At 62.7% G+C, this 18,863-nt stretch carries 18 protein-coding genes and 1 pseudogene; 16 read left to right on the top strand and 3 right to left on the bottom strand.

The genetic code is table 11. The annotated features are described in order from the left end of the window. The first annotated feature begins 108 nt into the window (after nt 1-108). The 12 genes and pseudogenes from glmS to CAURIM_RS02430 all read left to right on the top strand — a co-directional run. Entirely contained in the window at nt 109-1,980 is a 1,872-nt protein-coding gene (gene glmS, locus CAURIM_RS02375) for a glutamine--fructose-6-phosphate transaminase (isomerizing) (protein WP_201828680.1), read from the top strand. Nucleotides 1,981-2,011: 31 nt separating this feature from the next. Beyond that, entirely contained in the window at nt 2,012-3,109 is a 1,098-nt protein-coding gene (gene alr, locus CAURIM_RS02380; protein WP_201828679.1) for an alanine racemase, read from the top strand. Continuing rightward, the gene (gene tsaE / locus CAURIM_RS02385; protein WP_070730473.1) at nt 3,099-3,563 is read left to right on the top strand and encodes a tRNA (adenosine(37)-N6)-threonylcarbamoyltransferase complex ATPase subunit type 1 TsaE; all 465 of its coding nucleotides are present in this window, start codon (nt 3,099-3,101) and stop codon (nt 3,561-3,563) included. The genes alr and tsaE overlap by 11 nt, the downstream gene beginning before the upstream one ends. Before the next feature lies 1 nt (nt 3,564). Continuing rightward, nucleotides 3,565-5,157 (top strand): aspartate:alanine exchanger family transporter, encoded by a 1,593-nt coding sequence (locus tag CAURIM_RS02390; protein WP_070717530.1) that lies wholly within the window; start codon nt 3,565-3,567, stop codon nt 5,155-5,157. Between the two features lie 71 nt (nt 5,158-5,228). Beyond that, nucleotides 5,229-5,798 (top strand): hypothetical protein, encoded by a 570-nt coding sequence (locus CAURIM_RS02395; protein ID WP_070717533.1) that lies wholly within the window; start codon nt 5,229-5,231, stop codon nt 5,796-5,798. After that, nucleotides 5,798-6,490 (top strand): tRNA (adenosine(37)-N6)-threonylcarbamoyltransferase complex dimerization subunit type 1 TsaB, encoded by a 693-nt coding sequence (gene tsaB / locus CAURIM_RS02400; RefSeq protein WP_201828678.1) that lies wholly within the window; start codon nt 5,798-5,800, stop codon nt 6,488-6,490. Before CAURIM_RS02395 ends, tsaB begins: the two co-directional genes overlap by 1 nt. Further along, nucleotides 6,487-7,023 carry a GNAT family N-acetyltransferase gene (locus CAURIM_RS02405; RefSeq protein WP_201828677.1) on the top strand — a complete coding sequence of 179 codons (537 nt, stop codon included), beginning with the start codon at nt 6,487-6,489 and terminating at the stop codon, nt 7,021-7,023. The genes tsaB and CAURIM_RS02405 overlap by 4 nt, the downstream gene beginning before the upstream one ends. Beyond that, nucleotides 7,017-8,069, top strand: a complete 1,053-nt coding sequence (gene tsaD / locus CAURIM_RS02410) for a tRNA (adenosine(37)-N6)-threonylcarbamoyltransferase complex transferase subunit TsaD (RefSeq protein ID WP_070446514.1) — start codon at nt 7,017-7,019, stop codon at nt 8,067-8,069. The genes CAURIM_RS02405 and tsaD overlap by 7 nt, the downstream gene beginning before the upstream one ends. Before the next feature lie 167 nt (nt 8,070-8,236). Next, nucleotides 8,237-8,665, top strand: a complete 429-nt coding sequence (locus tag CAURIM_RS02415; RefSeq protein ID WP_070644421.1) for a hypothetical protein — start codon at nt 8,237-8,239, stop codon at nt 8,663-8,665. A 492-nt stretch (nt 8,666-9,157) separates the two neighbouring features. Then, on the top strand, nt 9,158-9,457 hold the full coding sequence (groES, locus tag CAURIM_RS02420) for a co-chaperone GroES (RefSeq protein WP_290206541.1): 300 nt from the start codon (nt 9,158-9,160) through the stop codon (nt 9,455-9,457). A gap of 18 nt (nt 9,458-9,475) precedes the next feature. Then, nucleotides 9,476-11,092: a chaperonin GroEL gene (groL, locus tag CAURIM_RS02425; RefSeq protein WP_070710845.1), complete on the top strand. Its 1,617-nt coding sequence runs from the start codon at nt 9,476-9,478 to the stop codon at nt 11,090-11,092. 182 nt (nt 11,093-11,274) lie between these two features. Beyond that, a pseudogene (locus tag CAURIM_RS02430) lies at nt 11,275-11,651 on the top strand (P-loop NTPase family protein); the annotation flags it as partial. A gap of 448 nt (nt 11,652-12,099) precedes the next feature. Here the strand turns inward: CAURIM_RS02430 and CAURIM_RS02435 are convergent. After that, nucleotides 12,100-12,399 (bottom strand): WhiB family transcriptional regulator, encoded by a 300-nt coding sequence (locus CAURIM_RS02435; protein ID WP_070446497.1) that lies wholly within the window; start codon nt 12,397-12,399, stop codon nt 12,100-12,102. A 394-nt stretch (nt 12,400-12,793) separates the two neighbouring features. Between CAURIM_RS02435 and CAURIM_RS02440 the strand changes: the two genes are divergently transcribed. Together CAURIM_RS02440 and CAURIM_RS02445 are read left to right on the top strand one after the other, a co-directional pair. Further along, nucleotides 12,794-13,411: a sigma-70 family RNA polymerase sigma factor gene (locus CAURIM_RS02440; RefSeq protein ID WP_070446495.1), complete on the top strand. Its 618-nt coding sequence runs from the start codon at nt 12,794-12,796 to the stop codon at nt 13,409-13,411. A gap of 105 nt (nt 13,412-13,516) precedes the next feature. Next, entirely contained in the window at nt 13,517-14,347 is an 831-nt protein-coding gene (locus CAURIM_RS02445; RefSeq protein WP_070446492.1) for a hypothetical protein, read from the top strand. A gap of 78 nt (nt 14,348-14,425) precedes the next feature. Here CAURIM_RS02445 and CAURIM_RS02450 read toward each other — a convergent pair whose 3' ends face one another. Next, nucleotides 14,426-14,800, bottom strand: a complete 375-nt coding sequence (locus CAURIM_RS02450; protein ID WP_010189463.1) for a DUF5319 domain-containing protein — start codon at nt 14,798-14,800, stop codon at nt 14,426-14,428. 148 nt (nt 14,801-14,948) lie between these two features. Between CAURIM_RS02450 and guaB the strand changes: the two genes are divergently transcribed. Together guaB and CAURIM_RS02460 are read left to right on the top strand one after the other, a co-directional pair. Then, the gene (gene guaB, locus CAURIM_RS02455) at nt 14,949-16,463 is read left to right on the top strand and encodes an IMP dehydrogenase (RefSeq protein ID WP_070446490.1); all 1,515 of its coding nucleotides are present in this window, start codon (nt 14,949-14,951) and stop codon (nt 16,461-16,463) included. Between the two features lie 9 nt (nt 16,464-16,472). Then, entirely contained in the window at nt 16,473-17,669 is a 1,197-nt protein-coding gene (locus tag CAURIM_RS02460) for a GuaB3 family IMP dehydrogenase-related protein (RefSeq protein ID WP_201828675.1), read from the top strand. 170 nt (nt 17,670-17,839) lie between these two features. Here CAURIM_RS02460 and CAURIM_RS02465 read toward each other — a convergent pair whose 3' ends face one another. Continuing rightward, complete coding sequence (locus tag CAURIM_RS02465) at nt 17,840-18,817, bottom strand: EamA family transporter (protein WP_201828674.1); 978 nt, start codon at nt 18,815-18,817, stop codon at nt 17,840-17,842. Nucleotides 18,818-18,863: the final 46 nt, after the last annotated feature.

Raw genomic sequence — 18,863 nt, forward strand, 5'->3', positions numbered from 1 at the left:
ATAGAGCAAAGAGTAGGTAAAGCGGTGGACACTATAAGGCAGTGGGGGGAGAATTAAACGCGATCCTTGAGATTCGGCATGATAAATCATGCTGTAAAATTTTTTCCCATGTGTGGAATCGTTGGATACATTGGCCGAAATACCGATGGCTGTGAGTACTTTGCGTTAGACGTTGTGCTGGAGGGCCTGCGCCGACTGGAGTATCGCGGCTATGACTCAGCAGGCGTCGCAATGTACGCCGATGGTGAGATCGGCTGGCGCAAGAAGGCCGGAAAAGTCGCTGCGCTGGAAGCCGAAATCGCTGCGCGTCCACTGAAGGATTCCGTCCTGGGCATCGGCCACACCCGCTGGGCTACTCACGGTGGCCCGACCGATCTGAACGCCCACCCGCACGTGGTGGATGGCGGCAAGCTCGCCGTCGTGCACAACGGCATCATCGAGAACTTTGCTGAGCTTAAAAGCGAGCTGGAGGGCAAGGGACATAACTTCGTCTCCGAGACCGACACCGAGGTAGCCGCCACCCTTCTGGCAGATGTGTTCCACAACGAAGCCAGCGGTGACCTCACCAAGGCTATGCAGCTGACCGGCAAGCGTCTGGAAGGTGCGTTCACCCTCTTGGCTATTCACGCCGAGCAGGCGGATCGCATCGTGGCTGCGCGCCGCGATTCGCCGCTGGTCATCGGCCTGGGTGAGGGGGAGAACTTCCTGGGTTCGGACGTCTCCGGCTTCATCGACTACACCAAGTCTGCCGTGGAGATGGACAACGACCAGGTCGTGACCATCACCGCGGATGACATCGAAATCACCGACTATGAGGGCAACCCCGCCCAGGGCAAGCCTTTCGAGATCAAGTGGGATGCCGCTGCTGCTGAAAAGGGCGGCTTTAACTCCTTCATGGAGAAGGAAATCCACGACCAGCCAGCAGCCGTGCGCGATACCCTGCTGGGCCGCCTCGATGAGACCGGCAACCTGATCCTCGATGAGATCCGCATCGAGGAATCGGTGCTCAAGTCCATCGACAAGATCATCGTCATCGCCTGCGGCACCGCCGCCTACGCCGGCCACGTCGCGCGCTACGCCATCGAGCACTGGTGCCGCATCCCGTGCGAGGTGGAGCTGGCCCATGAGTTCCGCTACCGCGATCCGATCGTCAACGAGAAGACCCTGGTCGTGGCCCTGTCCCAGTCGGGCGAGACCATGGATACCCTCATGGCCGTGCGCCACGCCCGCCAGCAGGGCGCCAAGGTGATTGCCATCTGCAACACCCAGGGTTCCTCCATTCCGCGCGAGTCCGACGCCGCCCTCTACACCCACGCCGGCCCGGAGATCGCCGTGGCCTCCACCAAGGCCTTCCTGGCGCAGATCACCGCGACCTACCTGCTAGGCCTCTACCTGGCGCGCCTGCGCGGCAACATGTTCTCCGATGAGGTCAACTCGGTCCTCGAAGACCTGCGTGGCATGCCGGATAAGGTCCAGGCAATCATCGACAACGAGCAGCAGGTCTACGACCTAGCCAACGCTATGGAGAACGCCAAGTCGGTGCTTTTCCTAGGCCGCCACGTCGGCTTCCCTGTCGCGCTGGAGGGCGCGCTCAAGCTCAAGGAGATTGCCTACCTGCATGCGGAGGGCTTCGCCGCCGGTGAGCTCAAGCACGGCCCCATCGCGCTCATCGAGGAAGGGCAGCCGGTCTTCGTCATCGTGCCTTCCCCGCGTGGCCGCGATTCCCTGCATGCCAAGGTTGTCTCCAATATCCAGGAGATCCGCGCCCGTGGTGCTATCACCATCGTCATCGCGGAAGAGGGCGACGAGGCAGTCGAGGCCTACGCTAACCACATCATCCGCATCCCGCAGGCGCCGACGCTGATGCAGCCGCTGCTGGCTACCGTTCCGTTGCAGATTTTCGCCTGCGGTGTAGCCACCGCCAAGGGCTATGACGTGGACCAGCCGCGCAATCTGGCGAAGTCCGTGACCGTCGAATAGCGCTGAGCCCTCAAGTGGCACAATGGTGGGTATGTTAAAAACCACCGTTGACCTCAACGCTATTGCCCACAATGTTGCTCGCGTGAAGGAGGCGGTGGCCCCGGCCCGCCTCATGTGCGTGGTCAAGGCGGATGCCTATGGCCACGGCATCGAGCGCTGCGCACCGGTCATGGCGAAGGCTGGGGCAGACGCCTTCGGGGTGGCCACCTTGGCCGAGGCTGTCACACTGCGGAAGGTCATTGACACCCTCCCCATCGCTGCTTGGCTGTGGGAGCCAACGGAGGACATTGCCCCGGCCCTCGCCGCTGGTATCCAGATCGGCATCCCTTCGCTGGCGCACGCCCAAGCACTCATTGCTGCTGAGACTCCCACCGAAGTCTTCGTGATGGTGGAAACGGGGATGCACCGATCGGGCGTCGACAAGCATGCGTGGGAGGAGACCTTCCGCCTGCTTGCCGACGCCCCCCACATCACCGTCCTCGGCCTTATGTCCCACTTCGCCTGCGCTGATGAGCCGGCGCACCCGCACAATGATCATCAGGAATCTGAGTTCCGCCAGGCCCTAACGCTTGCCCGTGAGGTGGGGCTGGAGTGCCCGCTGAACCACCTGGCTAACTCGCCCGCGGCCTTAACTCGCCCCTCGGCGCGTTTTGAACAGGTGCGCGTCGGTGTGGCCCTGTATGGGCTCGAACCGGTCGCCGGGCGCGACCATGGGCTGGAACCCGCCATGACGTGGGAGGCTTCCGTCGTCGCAGTGAAGCCGATTTCGGCGGGGGAGTCCACGTGTTATGGCCTGACCTGGACCGCGGATAGCGACCGCGAGCTCGCCACCGTCAGCGTGGGCTATGCCGATGGCCTACCGCGCGCCTTTCAGGGGGCGCTGCAGGTAGGCATTGGTGGTGAGCTCTACCCGCAGGTGGGGCGCGTCTGCATGGACCAGATCGTCGTCGACCTCGGCGCGAACCCTCACGGCGTGCGCGCCGGAGACACTGCCGTTATCTTCGGGCGCGGCGGTATGAGCGCTACAGAATTAGCCGAGACAGCCGGGACCATCAACTATGAAGTGGTGTGCCGCCCCACCGGGCGCACCGAGCGTACATACCGCGAAGGAGCTAGCGATGCGCAGTGATTTTCCACACGAAGGACGCCGTGAGGCCGCCACGCCAGAGGATGCCCAGGCATTTGGTGAAGAGCTAGGCGCGGCGCTGGAAGCAGGAGACCTGGTTATCCTCGACGGCCCCTTAGGTGCCGGGAAAACCACCTTTACGCAGGGCATTGCCCGCGGGATGCAGGTGAAGGGGCGGGTGACCTCACCGACCTTCGTCATCGCCCGCGAGCACCCTTCCCGCGTGGGCGGGCCGACGTTGGTGCACGTGGATGCCTACCGCCTCCTCGACCATTCTGAGGATCCGTTGGGGGAGCTGGACAGTCTAGACTTGGACACCGAAATAGAGGACGCCGTGGTCGTTGCCGAGTGGGGTGGGGGCTTCATGGAGCGCCTGTCTGATGCGTACCTCGCTATCACAATTAACCGCGACTCGGACGATGATGTCCGCGTATTTACATGGAAATGGGTGAATTAACGTGCTGGCTTTTCTTGCTGAACAGCCCTTGCTGACGCTCTTTCTCATCATGGCGGTGGGACTGGCCGTGGGCAAGATCAATGTCTTCGGCATCTCGCTCGGCGCCGCGGCTGCGATGTTCGTGGCCTTGGGCTTGTCCGCGGCGAACCCGGACATCGTGGTCCCGGCGTTCGTGTACCAATTTGGCCTGGCCATCTTCGTTTACGTCATCGGCCTGAACTTCGGCCGTAGCTTCTTCGAAGATTTCCGCCGGCGCGGCTGGAAGATGTCCATGGTGGTCATCGTCTTCTTCTTCATTCTGGCGGGGCTGACAACCCTGGCGATGCGCCTCTTTGATCTGGACCCCGCGATCAGCGTGGGTACCCTTGCAGGTTCGCTGAGCTCGACGCCGGGTATGGCAGCGGTCGTCGAGGCTTTGGGCGGTGACAGTACCCCGGTGGTGGGCTATTCCTTGGCCTACCCAGGCTGCATCATCGGAACCATCCTGGTGGCCGCCATCGGTGCGAAAGTCCTGCGTGTGAACCACGTTGAGGACGCCCGCGCCGAGGGCATGATTGCGGAGCCACTGGAGTGGCGGGCGGTGCGCCTGACCCGCGACTTTGACGCAACGGTAGGTCAGCTGCAGGAGGTGACTGGCGAGCGCGTCATCGCTACCCGCCACGTCAACAATCCCCACAACCACAACCTGGCCTACCCGGAGCTGCCGCTGCGCGCCGGCATGGAGCTTTTGCTCAACGGCACGGCCCCAGCGCTGGATAGCGCGATTTCCCAATTGGGTGAGGAGATCCACCTCAACCTCCACGAGGAAGATGGCCTGGTCTACCGCCGCCTGACCGTGTCCAGCCCACGTGTTGCGGGCTATCAGCTCAAGGACTTGGACACTGTGAAGGAAGGCTTCCTCATCGCGCGCGTGCGCCGCGGTGACTCGGACGTTGTACCGAACGAGGAAACCGTCCTGCATTACTCGGACCGCGTGCGCGTTATCACCGCGCCGGGCAGGCTTGACGACGTCCGCCGTTTCCTCGGCGACTCCGAAGCCAAACTCGGCAACGTTGATCTCTTCCCCTTTGCCCTCGGTCTCTTCATTGGTCTGCTCTTCGGCGCTATCCCGATTCCGTTGCCGGGTGGCACGACGCTCTCCTTCGGCTTCGGTGGCGGCCCCATCGTCGTCGGCCTCATCCTGGGCGCGCTGGGCCGCTCGGGCCCGATTAACTGGCAGCTTCCTTTCCACGCCAAGCAGACAATCTCCACGCTGGGCTTGACCTTGTTCTTGGCGGGCGTGGGTACGTCGGCAGGCGGCCAGTTCCGTGATGCGCTGTCGGATCCGACCTCCCTGAAGTACATCGGTGTGGGCATGGTGCTGTCGCTGGTCTCCGCCATCGGCATCGTCGCGGTATCCATGCTGGTGCTGCGCCTGAAGTTTGATGAGTCGATGGGCATCGCCGCGGGTATGACCACGAACCCGGCGATCATGGCCTACCTCAACCCCCAGACCGGTACTCAGCTGGCAGAGCGCGGCTATGCCACCGTGTATCCCACGACGATGATCGGCAAGATTCTCATGTGCCAGGTCTTGGCCTTGATTATTGTTTGATAGTCGTCGCGTAGGATATCCCCGTACTGTTTATTCCCGCTATCCCCGCGTGAGGAGCTAACACCACCTTTATGAACAAGCTTGGTCAATTCATCACCACTGTCGTTATCGGCGGCTTCGCCGTATTCCTTGCCGCGCTCATCGTGCTGCCGATGGTCCGGACGGCGGACGCGGAGTCGAAGGAGCCCTCAACCGTTGCTCAGTCCCTGAGCGCCTACCCGAAGAATCTGGACTTCGCTATGTTCATCCCGCAGGATGTGTACGGCCCAGAGTGGAGTGCGGCCGCAGCCGTCTGCCCGGGTATCACCGAAGAGCAGCTCAAGGAGCGCGGAGTGGAGACGGGAAACCTGAATATCGACTTCGTCGATGGGGCTGTGCCTGATGACGTGAACTACATGCTGCTGGTCTCGCAGTACAACGAATTCAAGGCGGAGAAGCTGCCGCGCGCGAAGGTGGACCTCTGTGATGGTTTCCTGCAGCAGCTGAAGACACCGGAAGCTGCTAGCCAGAATATCCCGCCGCTGTTGCCGTTCCAGCAGGGACAGCCGCTGCAGTTTATGCGCGATACCCCGGAATACGTGGAGAAATTGGGGAAGAACAACCCTGACTACGTTGAGACCGACTGGCACCTCGCAGGCTAATGAAGGTTCTCGCACTCGATACCGCCACCACGGATCTGGTCACGGGCATCGTTGACACCGACACCGGGGAGAGCATCGACCGTGTTATCAGCGGTACGCGCGCCCACAACGAGAAGCTCATCCCTACTATCGAAGAGCTGCTTGCCGACGCCTCCCTGACCTACCCAGATCTCTCCGCCATCGTCGTGGGCATGGGGCCCGGGCCGTTTACCGGTCTGCGCGTAGGCATGGCTACCGCTTCCGCCCTGGGAGTGGCCCTTGATCTGTCGGTCCATGGTGTGTGCACTCTGGATGCCATCGCGCACGGGCGCACGGGGGAGTGGCTGGTGGCCATCGATGCTCGCCGCAAAGAGGTCTACTGGGCCACCTTTGCCGATGGGGAGCGTCGCAGCGGCCCAAACGTATCGAAGCCGGAAACCCTTGATCTGAGCGCTGCCGGACTCGCGATCCCGGACAGCGTGCGCCTAGTGTTCCCAGAGTCTATTGCCCCTCGTTTGCCGGAGGGCATCGCTGGCCTTCCCCGTGAGTGGGCTACCCCGCGCGCAGCGGGTTTGGTTGCCTGCGCTGATCTGTCCGCTGAACCTGAGCCGCTTGTCCCTCTCTACCTTCGTCGTCCCGATGCCGTGGAACCACAGGCTAAGCCGCGCTCGGCTGCCTTGGTCGGCGGCATCGAGGAGATACCGGCATCATGAGGCTGCGGCCATTAGCGTCCGCGGACGCGCCGCGCTGTGCCGAGTTAGAGAAGGTCCTTTTCCCCGGCGAAAGCCCATGGCCGGCGCGAGCCTTCGAGCAGGAAATCGCGGCGGGCCACACCACGTACTGGGCGGTTGACGCAAGCGTCAACCGCGTGGGCCACAACGACAACCGCGTGGGCCACAACGTCAACCGCGAGGGCCACAACGACAACCGCGCGGAAGTTCTCGGCTACGCCGGCGTGGGCCGCATGGGCCCCGCTGCCTGGCCGGAGTACGAAATCCGCACCATCGGCGTCGATCCCGCGGCCCAACGGCAGGGCATCGCGCGGCTGATGATGGACGCCATCGTCGAACTTGCAGATTCCCACGACGCGCCCATCTTCCTCGAAGTGCGCGTGGGCAACGATCCGGCCATCCGCCTCTACGAGGCCTATGATTTTGTCATCAACGGCCTGCGCCGCAATTACTATCAACCCTCCGGTGCGGACGCCCACACCATGTATCGACCACGAAAGAGTGAAAGATGTTAATCCTCGGCATCGAGTCCTCCTGCGACGAAACCGGCGTGGGCATCATCGAGCTGTTTGATAACGGCCACATGGAGATCCGCGCCGACGTCGTCGCCTCCTCCATGGAGCAGCACGCGCGCTTCGGCGGCGTGGTTCCGGAGATTGCCTCCCGCGCCCACCTCGAGGCCATGCCACAGGTGATGAAGGCGGCGTTGGAGGAAGCGGGCGTCAAGAAGCCAGATGCGGTGGCCGCCACCGTGGGCCCGGGCCTAGCCGGCGCGCTCCTCGTCGGAGCGTCGGCAGCCAAGGCTTTTGCTTCCGCGTGGGGCGTGCCCTTCTACGGCGTCAACCACCTCGGCGGTCACGTCGCGGTGGCGAACCTGGAGGGCGAGGAGCTGCCGCATTCGGTGGCACTGCTCGTCTCCGGCGGCCACACGCAGCTGCTCGAGGTTGAGGCCGTGGGCAAACCCATGAAGGAGTTGGGCACCACGCTTGACGACGCCGCCGGCGAAGCCTACGACAAAGTCTCCCGTCTGCTGGGCTTGGGGTATCCGGGAGGGCCGATCATCGATAAGCTGGCTGCCCAAGGAAAGCCCACCATCGACCTGCCGCGGGGTTTGTCCAAGGCTGAGGACCTGCGCGGGCCCAACCGCCACAATTTCTCTTTCTCAGGGCTCAAGACTGCGGTGGCGCGCCACGTGGAAAAGGCCGAGCGAGAAGGCTCGACTGTTCAGGTTGAGGATCTCTGCGCCTCCTTCCAGGAAGCGGTGGCAGATGTGCTGACTGCCAAAGCTGTGCGCGCCTGCCAGGACACAGGCGCCAAGGTGCTGCTGCTCGGCGGCGGAGTAGCAGCGAATTCGCGGCTGCGCGCACTGGCGGCAAAGCGCTGCGAGTCTGCGGGCATTGAGTTGCGTGTGCCGCGCTTCAAGCTATGCACCGACAACGGCGTGATGATTGCGGCGGTGGCCGCCCAGCTCATTCACGAAGGCGCCGAGCCTTCCGGCCTGGCATGCGGGACGGATACGCAGCTTGAGGTGGAAGTCCCCCTCGTCGCCGCTGCGCGCTAGAAGATTCGTACCACGCTCTGTGTCGTCGAGATTGAGGACGCCGGTCACGGCCGCGCTCTAGCGGAGGCGTACTTGGGGGTGCGCTCTAGCGGATGCGCAACCCCCAGGGTGCCGGTAGTGTGATGACCGATAATCGTCCGGCTCACACACAAGGAGCTCACACCGTTATGACCACTGGATTCCTCGTTAACCCTGATCTGTCCCGCCGCATCATCGAGTTTGAGCTCGAACAGGCAAATCAATTCCTCGGTGGTACCACCGAGGATCGCGTTTCCGTGGCCTTCCAGGATGATGGCCAGACCTACGCGGCGTTGTTTAACCCGAACGCGAAGGCTGACGACGCCGACCCGAACCCGGTGGCCTCCTTGGCCCGCAATGCTGCGGCTACCGGCAACTCCGCTTTCTTGCAGGACCCAATCCGCTCCATCTGCGGACCGGTCATCTTTGTCGCTGCCGACGGTGACGATAAGAACATCGACGAAGTCGTCGAAGCCGTGGAGCACGGCATCCGCGCGGTGAAGAACTACCGCGAGGACAACCCGGAGGAGTACAACCTCTGGCGTGCGGCCGTCATCAACTCTGATAGGCAGGTCTAGATCTGACAGGCAGCCCCTAAACCCGCAGGCTGCCTCAATCCTGCAGGACGCCCCTAAACCCGCAGGCTGGCTTAGATTCGGCAAGAAGACTGTGCGCGCGCTCGCGCACCCGTCAAGTACTCAAGGACGCGACGGCCCGAATGGGCCCGAGCGTCTTTTGTAGTTTTGGATCTCACAAGATTCCAGGCAGCGGCGGGAATCGTGATAACTCTCGCGCGCGTGAGAGCATCATCCTGGCGGGGCGCCGCGGTAGGCGGCGTGGTGGGAAGACCGGCCTGCTTGCAGGAGACATTTCTCGTGCTTGAAGTGGCGTTCGCGGAGGGCGAACGGGTTAGCGGCCCACAACGTTGAGGGCTAGCAGTCGCGCGGGTAGAGTGCTAGGCAGGTTGTTTTGACCCACAGTTGTTCACCCGCGACGACGGCTGTGCTGGGCTACCCACAACCGGCACACGCACGTCCACGTGGACGTGCACTAGGAACACTTTGGAGGAAATCATCATGGCAAACATCAAGCCGCTGGAGGACAAGGTCATCGTCCAGATCGTTGAAGCTGAGACCACCACCGCGTCCGGTCTGGTTATCCCGGACTCCGCGAAGGAGAAGCCGCAGGAGGCCACCGTCGTAGCCGTCGGCCCGGGCCGCACCAACGACAAGGGCGAGGTTGTCCCGGTCGGCGTTAACGAGGGTGACACCGTCATCTTCTCCAAGTACGGCGGCACCGAGCTGAAGTACGACGGCCAGGAGTACCTCCTGCTGTCCGCTCGCGACCTGCTCGCTGTCATCGAGAAGTAAAAGTAGGCGATTAACCCTATGCCAAAGCTGATTGCATTTGACCAGGAGGCCCGCGAGGGCATCCAGCGCGGTGTAGACACGCTGGCCGACGCCGTCAAGGTCACCCTCGGCCCCCGCGGCCGCAACGTCGTGCTGTCTAAGGCTTTTGGTGGCCCGACCGTCACGAATGACGGCGTCACCATCGCCCGCGACATTGATCTCGACGATCCTTTTGAGAACCTCGGCGCCCAGCTGGTGAAGTCCGTGGCCGTCAAGACCAACGACATCGCCGGTGACGGTACCACCACCGCGACCTTGCTGGCCCAGGCACTCGTCTTCGAGGGCCTGCGCAACGTTGCCGCCGGTGCTAACCCGGTGGAGCTCAACAAGGGCATCGAGGCGGCCGCTGAGAAGGTCATCGAAGAGCTCAAGAAGCGCGCCACCCCGGTGAACTCCTCCGCGGAAATCTCCCAGGTTGCTACCGTGTCCTCCCGCGATGCGGAGGTCGGCGAGATGGTTGCCGGCGCGATGGACAAGGTGGGCAAGGACGGCGTCGTGACCGTCGAGGAGTCCCAAACCATCGAGTCCACCGTGGACGTGACCGAGGGCATTTCCTTCGACAAGGGCTACCTCTCCCCGTACTTTGCGACGGAGGAGGAGACCTACAACGCCGTGCTTGACGACGCCGCAATTCTCCTCGTCCGCAACAAGATCTCCTCCCTGCCGGACTTCCTGCCGCTGCTGGAGAAGATCGCGGAGTCCTCGCGCCCGACGCTGATCATCGCTGAGGACATCGAGGGCGAGCCGCTGCAGGCGCTCGTCGTGAACTCCATCCGTAAGGTCCTCAAGGTCGCCGCCGTGAAGTCGCCGTACTTCGGCGAGCGTCGTAAGGGCTTCATGGATGACCTGGCTGTTGTCACCGGTGCTACGGTCGTCGACCCGGAGGTCGGCATCAACCTCAAGGAGGTTGGCCCTGAGGTTCTCGGTTCTGCACGTCGCGTCACCGTGTCTAAGGAGGACACCGTGATTGTGGATGGTGCAGGTACTGCTGAGGCCGTCGAGGAGCGCCGCGAGCAGATCCGGCGCGAGATCGAGCGCACCGATTCCACCTGGGATAAGGAGAAGCTCGAGGAGCGCCTGGCCAAGCTGTCTGGCGGTGTTGCCGTCATCCGCGTTGGTGCCGCTACCGAGACCGAGGTCAATGAGCGCAAGCTGCGCGTCGAGGATGCCATCAACGCCGCCCGCGCGGCCGTTGAAGAAGGCGTTATCGCCGGCGGCGGCTCCGCACTGGTTCAGATCTCCCAGGAGCTCAAGGCCTTTGCCGAGGGCTTCGAGGGCGAGGCCAAGATTGGCGTGCAGGCTGTGGCCCGTGCGCTGACCCGCCCGGCCTACTGGATCGCTGAGAACGCCGGCCTGGATGGTTCCGTCGTCGTCGCCCGCGTTGCCGAGCAGGCCAACGGTGAAGGCTTCAACGCCGCCACCCTGGAGTACGGCAACCTGCTGGAGCAGGGCATCATCGACCCGGTAAAGGTCACCCACTCCGCCGTGGTTAACGCCGCCTCCGTGGCCCGCATGGTGCTCACCACCGAGGCTTCCGTCGTGGAGAAGCCCGCTGAGGAAGAGCCGGCTCAGGCTGGACACGCGCACGCGCACTAAACGTGCACGCGGGAAACCTACGTTTCCCGCGTCGCCACAAGGGTTCCCGCAGGGAGCGGTAGCTCCCCGCGTGGCCATAAGGAAGGCCCGCCGCCCGCATCCATCGCGGGGAGGCGGGCCTTTGCCGTGGGGCGGGAATCTCTGCCCCGTTATGAGACTGTGGAGCCGTAGAACAAGAATTCATCACCGCCACCGGCACCCGCGAAAACAACCTCAAGAACGTGGATGTGCGCATCCCCAAGCGCAAGCTCACCGTTGTCACCGGCGTGTCCGGATCCGGCAAGACCTCGCTGGTCTTCGACACCATCGCTGCCGAATCGCAGCGGCTCATCAACGAAACCTACCCGGGCTTCATGCAAGCTCCACCGCGCCCCGACGTGGACCGCTTGGAAGGGTTGACCGCCGCCATCGTCGTAGGCCAGGAACCCAGGGCGGCCTCTGCGCGCTCCACCTTCGGCACCGCCACCGACAATCACCGGGCACCTGCGCGTGCTTTTCCCGCCTAGCAGAATCCCGCGCGGGCGAGCCCGCAGCTTATTCCCTCAACGATGGCTCCATCATGTACCCCAGCATGAAGGTGGACTCGTGGATGTGGCGCGCCTACGCCGAGTCCGGGCTGTATTCGGCCGACGTGCCGGTCCAAGACTTCACCGAGGAGCAAAAACGCAACCTGTATGAGACCGAGACCAAGGTCAAGGTCGGCGGCGTCAGCATGAGTTACATGAGGCTGGTCACGCGGCTCAAGACGAACGTGTTGAGCAAACCCGTGGAGTCCCTACAGAAGCATATTCGTGCCTTTGTCGAGCGCGCAGTGGTCTTTGTAGGTTGCCCCAGAGTGTCAGGGTACGTGCTTGGCGCAGAACGCGCGCGAGTTCCTCGACAAGGACACGTTGACCGCCCGCTACCTAGCGCAGGTGCTGTAGAACTGGCGGCTTCTACCGGCCTCCAATTGCCGGCTGCTGAATATCAGCGCAGCCTGCTTAACGCCATGGCTGGGGGAGGGCGGACTAGGCGCCGACGGTCGCGTGGGTGCGGCGCGAGCGCAAGGCAACGACGCGCTCGGATTCGCTCATGCCGCCCCACACGCCATAGGGCTCGCCGGATGCGAGGGCGTGTTCGCGGCACAATTCGATGACTGGGCAGGTGTGGCAAATAGCCTTGGCGCGGTTTTCGCGCTGGGCGCGGGCGCGACCGCGCTCGCCGTCTGGGTGGTAGAACACGTCAGAGTTTTCCCCACGGCAAGCGCCGTGTAGCTGCCAATCCCAGAAGTCCGTATTGGGCCCGGGGAGCAGGAAAGGCTGAGACACGTTCGATTCTCCTTATTCGTCAAAGATAGAGTTTCCAAGCGCGAGGCGTGCTGTAAGCGCGACTCAACACGGGAGATGGTCCCGTGAGCGCTAGGGCGAAGTAAGACGAGATAGAAGTGTGTCTTCCCTTGGTAAACGGCGCGTTAAGCATTGCTGACATGCAGGTGTAACGAGCCGAAATTCCTCACGTTTACCCAGTATGACCTGCATTTAAGGTTAAGATGAACGATGAATGAACTTTTTATCACAGCTCAAAAGCCGGGGAATGGACCCGTCGTTTCGGGTTTCGCCAAATGGTTATGACATGATGTTCATGCAGAATATGTAGTAATGAATTAAACGAATTCATTCAGAAAAGACTTTAGGCAGAAGAGCACAAAGCAGAAGAGCAAGGATGGCAGTGGCTACACATGCTACAGGCGCAGGCGGCTCCTCCACAGCGGCGAAGCGCGACAGCGATAAGGAACTAGCGGACCTCGTTCCGCTAGCCGTCGACGGTAGCCGCCGTGCCCTGCAGCGCATCATGCGCATCATTCACCCGCAGGTCCTGCGCTATTGCCGCGCACGCATTGGCGGTCACCGCCAGCCCACGGCGGAGGATGTGGCACAAGAGATCTGCTTGGCGGTGGCGACGTCGATTGGCACGTACAAGGACAAGGGCCGCCCGTTTATGGCCTATGTGTATGGCATCGCTGCCCACAAGGTGACCGACGCTCACCGGGCCCTCAGCCGCGACCACACCCACCCGACGGAAGACCTTCCGGAAGACGCCGCTCAGGACGCTACCCCCGAAGAATCCGCCCTTGAAGTAGACGGTAGTAACAGAGTGCGGGCAATGCTCGATACGTTAAGTGACAAGGCCCGGGACATTATCATCTTGCGTGTGTTCGTGGGGCTGTCGGCAGAGGAGACTGCGGAAATTGTGGAGTCTACCCCTGGCGCAGTCCGCGTGGCGCAACATCGTGCACTTGCGCAATTGCGCAAATCCCTCGATTCGCACGAGACGTCGTGAACCAGCAGTGTGAACCAGTAGTTGGGCTAGCCCAGAGCTAGCAGTGAGCCATCGGTACTTGGCACCGACAAATTAAAATTTTACTAATAAGGAAGGGAGGACATCATGGCAAAAAAGGACCAGCCTCAGCAGGGTGTCGCTGAGCAGCTGCAGCCTTTGGTCGATGATGATGCATTCCTCACCACTCTCTCCGAAGGAACGGATCCCTCCGATGGCGGTGATGAGTTGGCGGGTCTTCTGCTGGAGCTGCGCGGGGACGTCGAAAAGCAGATGCCCCCGGCCCCCCTCATCGAAGGCGCGGAGGAGGAGCCGGAGGTTATTTCCCTCGGCGCGGCACGTCGCCGTCGGAGCAAGCCATTCATACACGGCCTCATTGGAGCGGCCGCAGCTACGCTGCTCATTGCAGGTACCGGAGCTGTGGTGGTCAACGCCGGACCGGGTTCCCCGCTGTATGGCGTGAACCAGTCGCTCTTCGGCGCAGACGAGCACGATGTGTCTGTGGTCGAGCTCGCCGGAACACTCGATGAAATGGAGAGGCGTTCCGCTGAGGGCGATATGGACGGCACCCGTCAGCTGCTTGAAGAAGCCCGGAAGATGGTGGATCAGGCCAAGCGGGAACGCGAGGCGGAGTCCCCGAGTACGACGAAACAACAGCCCCGCACCACGGTGACGCAGACGCAGACGGTGGAGAAGCCCGCTCCTGTAGAGGAGCAGAAGCCACCGGAGCCGGAGACCGTCACGCAGACCGAGACTGCGGTCTCTACCGTCGTGGTGACACGTACGGTATCGGCAGGTAACCCACTGGAGCCGCCGACGCAGAACCAGCCGGAGCCAAGTCAGCCGAGTGGTGGAGAGCAGGCGACGCCACCGCAGAATGACAACTCGGATGGCGCTGGGGATAACGGTCAGCTCCCGCCGCCGCAGTTCCAGCAATAAAACCACAAAGAACCTCTTTCCTCCCACACCAGGAGGAAAGAGGTTCTTGTCGTTGAGCTGCGCGGTACTTCAGCCGCGCTAGTAGCGCGAATCCATACCGTCGAGGTAACCCACCGCATAATCCCACGGAACATAGCGCATCGGATCCGGCTCGGCACCCGGCTCGTGCACGGGGGCGAGCTGGCCTGCCAGCGTAGCCTGCATGTTGGAGGCCATAATGTCCCACTCGTAGAAGTGGTTTTCTTCGCAGTCCTCGCAGAAAAAGAAGATGCCGTCGATGCCGCGCGGGCTCAAAACACGCGCAAACTCTTGGACCATGGCCAGATCATGAATGACGGCGAGACGGTCCTCCTCAGACAGCGGCTCGACGTGCTCATCCTCCTCGAGGAAGGAAGCTGGGTCGTTCGGGTCGTCCGCGAAGGGATCGCGGGGCATGTTGGCGAAAAAGTTCACGTCTGCGAGCCTATTGACTCCGTGCGCGCAAGGCAATTCCCTATAGAGACTTTTTCTATACCCACGGCTACCACTACGGGGCGTCCACGCACTACAGTGAGGGCTACCGCATACAACTATCTGGTCAGTTTAGGAGAGCCCCACCCTCATGAGCCACGTCCACACCGGCGGAGACAACCCCGACAAGATTGCACTCTACGGCCTTACTTTTGATGATGTTCTGCTGCTTCCCGCAGAATCCAACGTCGTTCCCTCCGAGGTGGATACCTCGGCGCAGTTCACCCGCAACATTCGCCTCGGCGTGCCTCTGGCTTCCGCCGCGATGGATACGGTGACCGAGGCCCGCATGGCCATCGGCATGGCGCGTCAGGGCGGCATCGGCGTCCTGCACCGCAACCTTTCCGCAGAGGAGCAGGCTCAGCAAGTAGAGATTGTGAAGCGCTCCGAGTCCGGCATGGTCACCGACCCGGTCACGGCCACCCCGGACATGACTATCGACGAGGTAGACACGCTGTGCGCGCGGTACCGGATTTCGGGCCTGCCGGTCGTCGATAAGCAAGGCACCCTCGTGGGCATCTGCACTAACCGTGATATGCGCTTCGAGCCGGATTTCTCCCGCAAGGTTTCCGAGATCATGACCCCGATGCCGCTAGTCGTGGCCAAGGAAGGCGTCAGCAAGGAAGAGGCGCTGGAGCTGCTGTCCGCCAACAAGGTGGAGAAGCTGCCCATCGTTGATGATGAGAACAAGCTCGTCGGCCTCATTACCGTCAAGGACTTTGTCAAGACCGAGCAATTCCCCAACGCCTCCAAGGATGCTTCCGGGCGCCTTCTCGTGGCGGCGGGCATCGGTACCGGTGAGGAGTCCTACCAGCGCGCAGGCCAGCTTGTCGACGCCGGCGTAGACGTCCTCGTCGTCGACTCCGCCCACGCCCACAACAACCGCGTGCTGGAGATGGTCTCCCGCGTGCAGAAGGATTTTGGTGACCGCATTGACGTCATCGGTGGCAACCTGGCCACCCGTGCTGCTGCACGCGACATGATTGAGGCCGGCGCCGACGCCATCAAGGTCGGCATCGGACCGGGTTCCATTTGCACCACGCGCGTTGTGGCGGGTGTAGGTGCCCCGCAGATCACCGCCATCATGGAGGCCGCCGCCGTGGCAGGTCCGGCGGGTGTGCCTGTTATTGGTGACGGCGGCATGCAGTACTCCGGTGACGTCGCCAAGGCCCTGGCGGCCGGCGCCGATGCCGTCATGCTGGGCTCCATGCTGGCCGGTACCACGGAGGCACCGGGTGACATCGTTGTGGTCCAGGGCAAGCAGTACAAGCGTTACCGCGGAATGGGTTCCATGGGTGCCATGCAGGGCCGCGGCCTGACGGGCGAGAAGCGCTCCTACTCCAAGGACCGCTACTTCCAGGCCGACGTCAAGAGTGAGGACAAGCTGGTGCCAGAAGGCGTCGAGGGACGCGTGCCTTTCCGCGGTGATATTGATGCCATCGTTCACCAGATTGTGGGCGGCCTGCGCGCTTCCATGGGCTACACCGGCTCCGCTAACCTGGCTGAGCTCAAGACCAAGCAGTTTGTCCAGATCACCGCTGCGGGCCTTAAGGAGTCTCACCCGCACCACCTTCAGCAGATTGTCGAAGCTCCGAACTACCGCTAAGGACTAAGAATGCGCGATTACGTAGAAATCGGCGTGGGCCGCGAGGCCCGCCGCACCTATGACTTGAACCAGATTTCCCTGGTGCCGACTCGCCGCACCCGTTCCTCCAAGGACGTGGACACCTCATGGCACATCGATGCCTACACCTTCGACGTTCCGTTCGTTTCGGCGCCGACCGACGCGCTGGCCACACTCGAATTTGTCATCGAGATGGGCAAGCAGGGCGGCTTGGGGGTTATTAACGCCGAAGGCCTGTGGGGCCGTCACGAGGATTTGGAAGGCGCGATTGCTCGCGTGACGGAGAACTTCGGCGACCTGTCCACGCTGCAGGAGCTGCACGCAGCACCCCTGAATGAGGAGTTGCTGGCAGAGCGCATCGCGCAGGTGCGCGATTCCGGCGTGACCGTGGCCGTGCGCGTCTCCCCGCAGCACGCCCGCGAGCTGGCGCCCGTGGTTATTAAGGCCGGCGCGGAGTTGCTGTTCATCCACGGCACTTTGATTTCCGCCGAGCACGTGCAGACTGGCGGCGAGCCGCTCAACTTGAAGGAGTTCATCGGCTCGCTGGATACCCCGGTGGTGGCTGGTGGCGTGGCGGATTACACCACGGCGCTGCACCTCATGCGCGCGGGCGCTGCGGGCATCATCGTCGGCGCCGGTGTGAACACCAACCCGGAGACCGTAGGCATTGATATCCCTATGGCGACGACCATCGCGGATGTTGCGGCCGCACGTCGCGACTACCTGGATGAGACTGAGGGCCGCTACGTGCACGTGCTTGCCGACGGCGACATCTTCACCTCCGCAGACATCGCCAAGGCCATTGCCTGTGGCGCTGATGGGGTCGTGCTCGGGCCAGTCCTGGCTCGCGCGGCGGAGGCTGGTGGCAAGGGCTGGTACTGGCCGTCCACGGCCGGCCACCCGCGTTTCCCGCGCGGCCTCATTGAGCCGATTGGCGTGGCCAATTCCCTCCTGGGCACCGGCACTTTTGGCGCCGATGTTTCGGGCACCGACGTTTCTGGCAACGCAACTTCTGGCGCCGCCGAGGATGCCTCAGCGGGTGCGCCTTCCTTGGAGGTCGTGCTCCATGGCCCGTCCAACGAGCCGCTGGGTGAGCTCAACTTGGTCGGTGGACTCAAGCGCGCCATGGCAAAGTGCGGCTACACGGATTTGAAGTCCTTCCAGAAGGTTGGTCTGGCCGTCCGTTAGTGCTGCGGACGCAGCTGTGCGCAGGCGCGGCTGCCCGTACGCGCGGCCACCGGCGGGAGCGGCTGCCTGTAGGTGCGGCTACCCGTCGGGGCAGCCGACTGCCGGAGGAGCACTGCGGTGATCGACAAAGCTTCGATCTACTTCGCTGTCTTGGCGGCTCGTGTCCTGACTTAGCGCTCTGCGGGGTTGAGCACCGATGGTGCTTCCACGTTGGAGTTGCAGCTGCGATTACGTGGCCGCTGAAACCACAGCAGCCGGGGCTTCTTCAGGTGGCGTGGGCGCAGTGCCACTTTGCGGAAAACCACGCGCCCGCGCACCGGTGCCATGGTTTGTAGCACCGAGGCCACCACGACCAGCCCGATGGCCGCCAGCTTGAGCTGGGACACGTTCTGGGAGAGCAGGAGCCAACCGAAGAGCGCGGCGAAGACGGGCTCCAAAGCGATCAGGATGGAAAAGACGTTGGGGGCAAGCTTGCGCAGCGCAAGGAATTCCAACGAGTAGGGGATGAGCGAGGCCAGCACGCCCGTGCCCAGAGCAAGCAGCAGTAGCGAAGGATCGCTCGCTAGAGCCATCGCCCCGCGCCCACCCACTGGCAGGAGCACCAAGCCACCGATGAGGAAAGCCACGGCCAAACCATCTTGGCCGCTAAAGAGCGCGCCGGCCTTCTTGCTGGCCAGGATGTAAGCAGCCCACATCGCGCCGGCGCACAGCAAGAAGAACACACCTCGCAGGTTGAGGGGATCTCCGTTGAAGGAGTCCAGGCCCATCAGGCCCAGGCCGAGAAGGGCGAGGGCGACGCAGGTGGCGTCGCGAAGCGAGCGTGAGAGGCACGCCGCCAGCAGTAGCGGGCCGAGGAACTCGATGGTCACGGCAGGACCTAGCGCAACAAGCTCGATGCCGGCATAGAAGAATCCGTTCATCAGGCCCAGCGTGAGTCCGAAAATGCTCGCGGAGATCCACTTCTCACGGCTCCACGTGCGCACGCGCGGTCGCGCAATGGCGAGCAGAATCACGGCGGCGAAGAGCAAACGCAGCGAGGCGGTGCCCCACGGGCCGCCGATGGGGAAGAGCTGGATGGCGAGGCTCGCTCCGAGCTGGATTGAAATGCACGAGCCGATGACGCACACAACGGCAAGGGGATTGGTCATGCAGTCCATTGTGGGGTGGGAAGAACTGTTAGTCTATCTACAGTTT

Source organism: Corynebacterium aurimucosum (assembly GCF_030408555.1).
GTDB classification, from domain to species: domain Bacteria; phylum Actinomycetota; class Actinomycetes; order Mycobacteriales; family Mycobacteriaceae; genus Corynebacterium; species Corynebacterium aurimucosum.

Bases quoted from the DNA above. Each gene is read 5' to 3' on its own strand.
- glmS (WP_201828680.1), top strand. From the start codon at position 109: ATGTGTGGAATCGTTGGATACATTGGCCGAAATACCGATGGCTGTGAG.
- alr (WP_201828679.1), top strand. From the start codon at position 2,012: ATGTTAAAAACCACCGTTGACCTCAACGCTATTGCCCACAATGTTGCT.
- tsaE (WP_070730473.1), top strand. From the start codon at position 3,099: ATGCGCAGTGATTTTCCACACGAAGGACGCCGTGAGGCCGCCACGCCA.
- CAURIM_RS02395 (WP_070717533.1), top strand. From the start codon at position 5,229: ATGAACAAGCTTGGTCAATTCATCACCACTGTCGTTATCGGCGGCTTC.
- tsaB (WP_201828678.1), top strand. From the start codon at position 5,798: ATGAAGGTTCTCGCACTCGATACCGCCACCACGGATCTGGTCACGGGC.
- CAURIM_RS02405 (WP_201828677.1), top strand. From the start codon at position 6,487: ATGAGGCTGCGGCCATTAGCGTCCGCGGACGCGCCGCGCTGTGCCGAG.
- tsaD (WP_070446514.1), top strand. From the start codon at position 7,017: ATGTTAATCCTCGGCATCGAGTCCTCCTGCGACGAAACCGGCGTGGGC.
- CAURIM_RS02415 (WP_070644421.1), top strand. From the start codon at position 8,237: ATGACCACTGGATTCCTCGTTAACCCTGATCTGTCCCGCCGCATCATC.
- groL (WP_070710845.1), top strand. From the start codon at position 9,476: ATGCCAAAGCTGATTGCATTTGACCAGGAGGCCCGCGAGGGCATCCAG.
- CAURIM_RS02440 (WP_070446495.1), top strand. From the start codon at position 12,794: ATGGCAGTGGCTACACATGCTACAGGCGCAGGCGGCTCCTCCACAGCG.
- CAURIM_RS02445 (WP_070446492.1), top strand. From the start codon at position 13,517: ATGGCAAAAAAGGACCAGCCTCAGCAGGGTGTCGCTGAGCAGCTGCAG.
- guaB (WP_070446490.1), top strand. From the start codon at position 14,949: ATGAGCCACGTCCACACCGGCGGAGACAACCCCGACAAGATTGCACTC.
- CAURIM_RS02460 (WP_201828675.1), top strand. From the start codon at position 16,473: ATGCGCGATTACGTAGAAATCGGCGTGGGCCGCGAGGCCCGCCGCACC.
- CAURIM_RS02465 (WP_201828674.1), bottom strand. From the start codon at position 18,817: ATGACCAATCCCCTTGCCGTTGTGTGCGTCATCGGCTCGTGCATTTCA.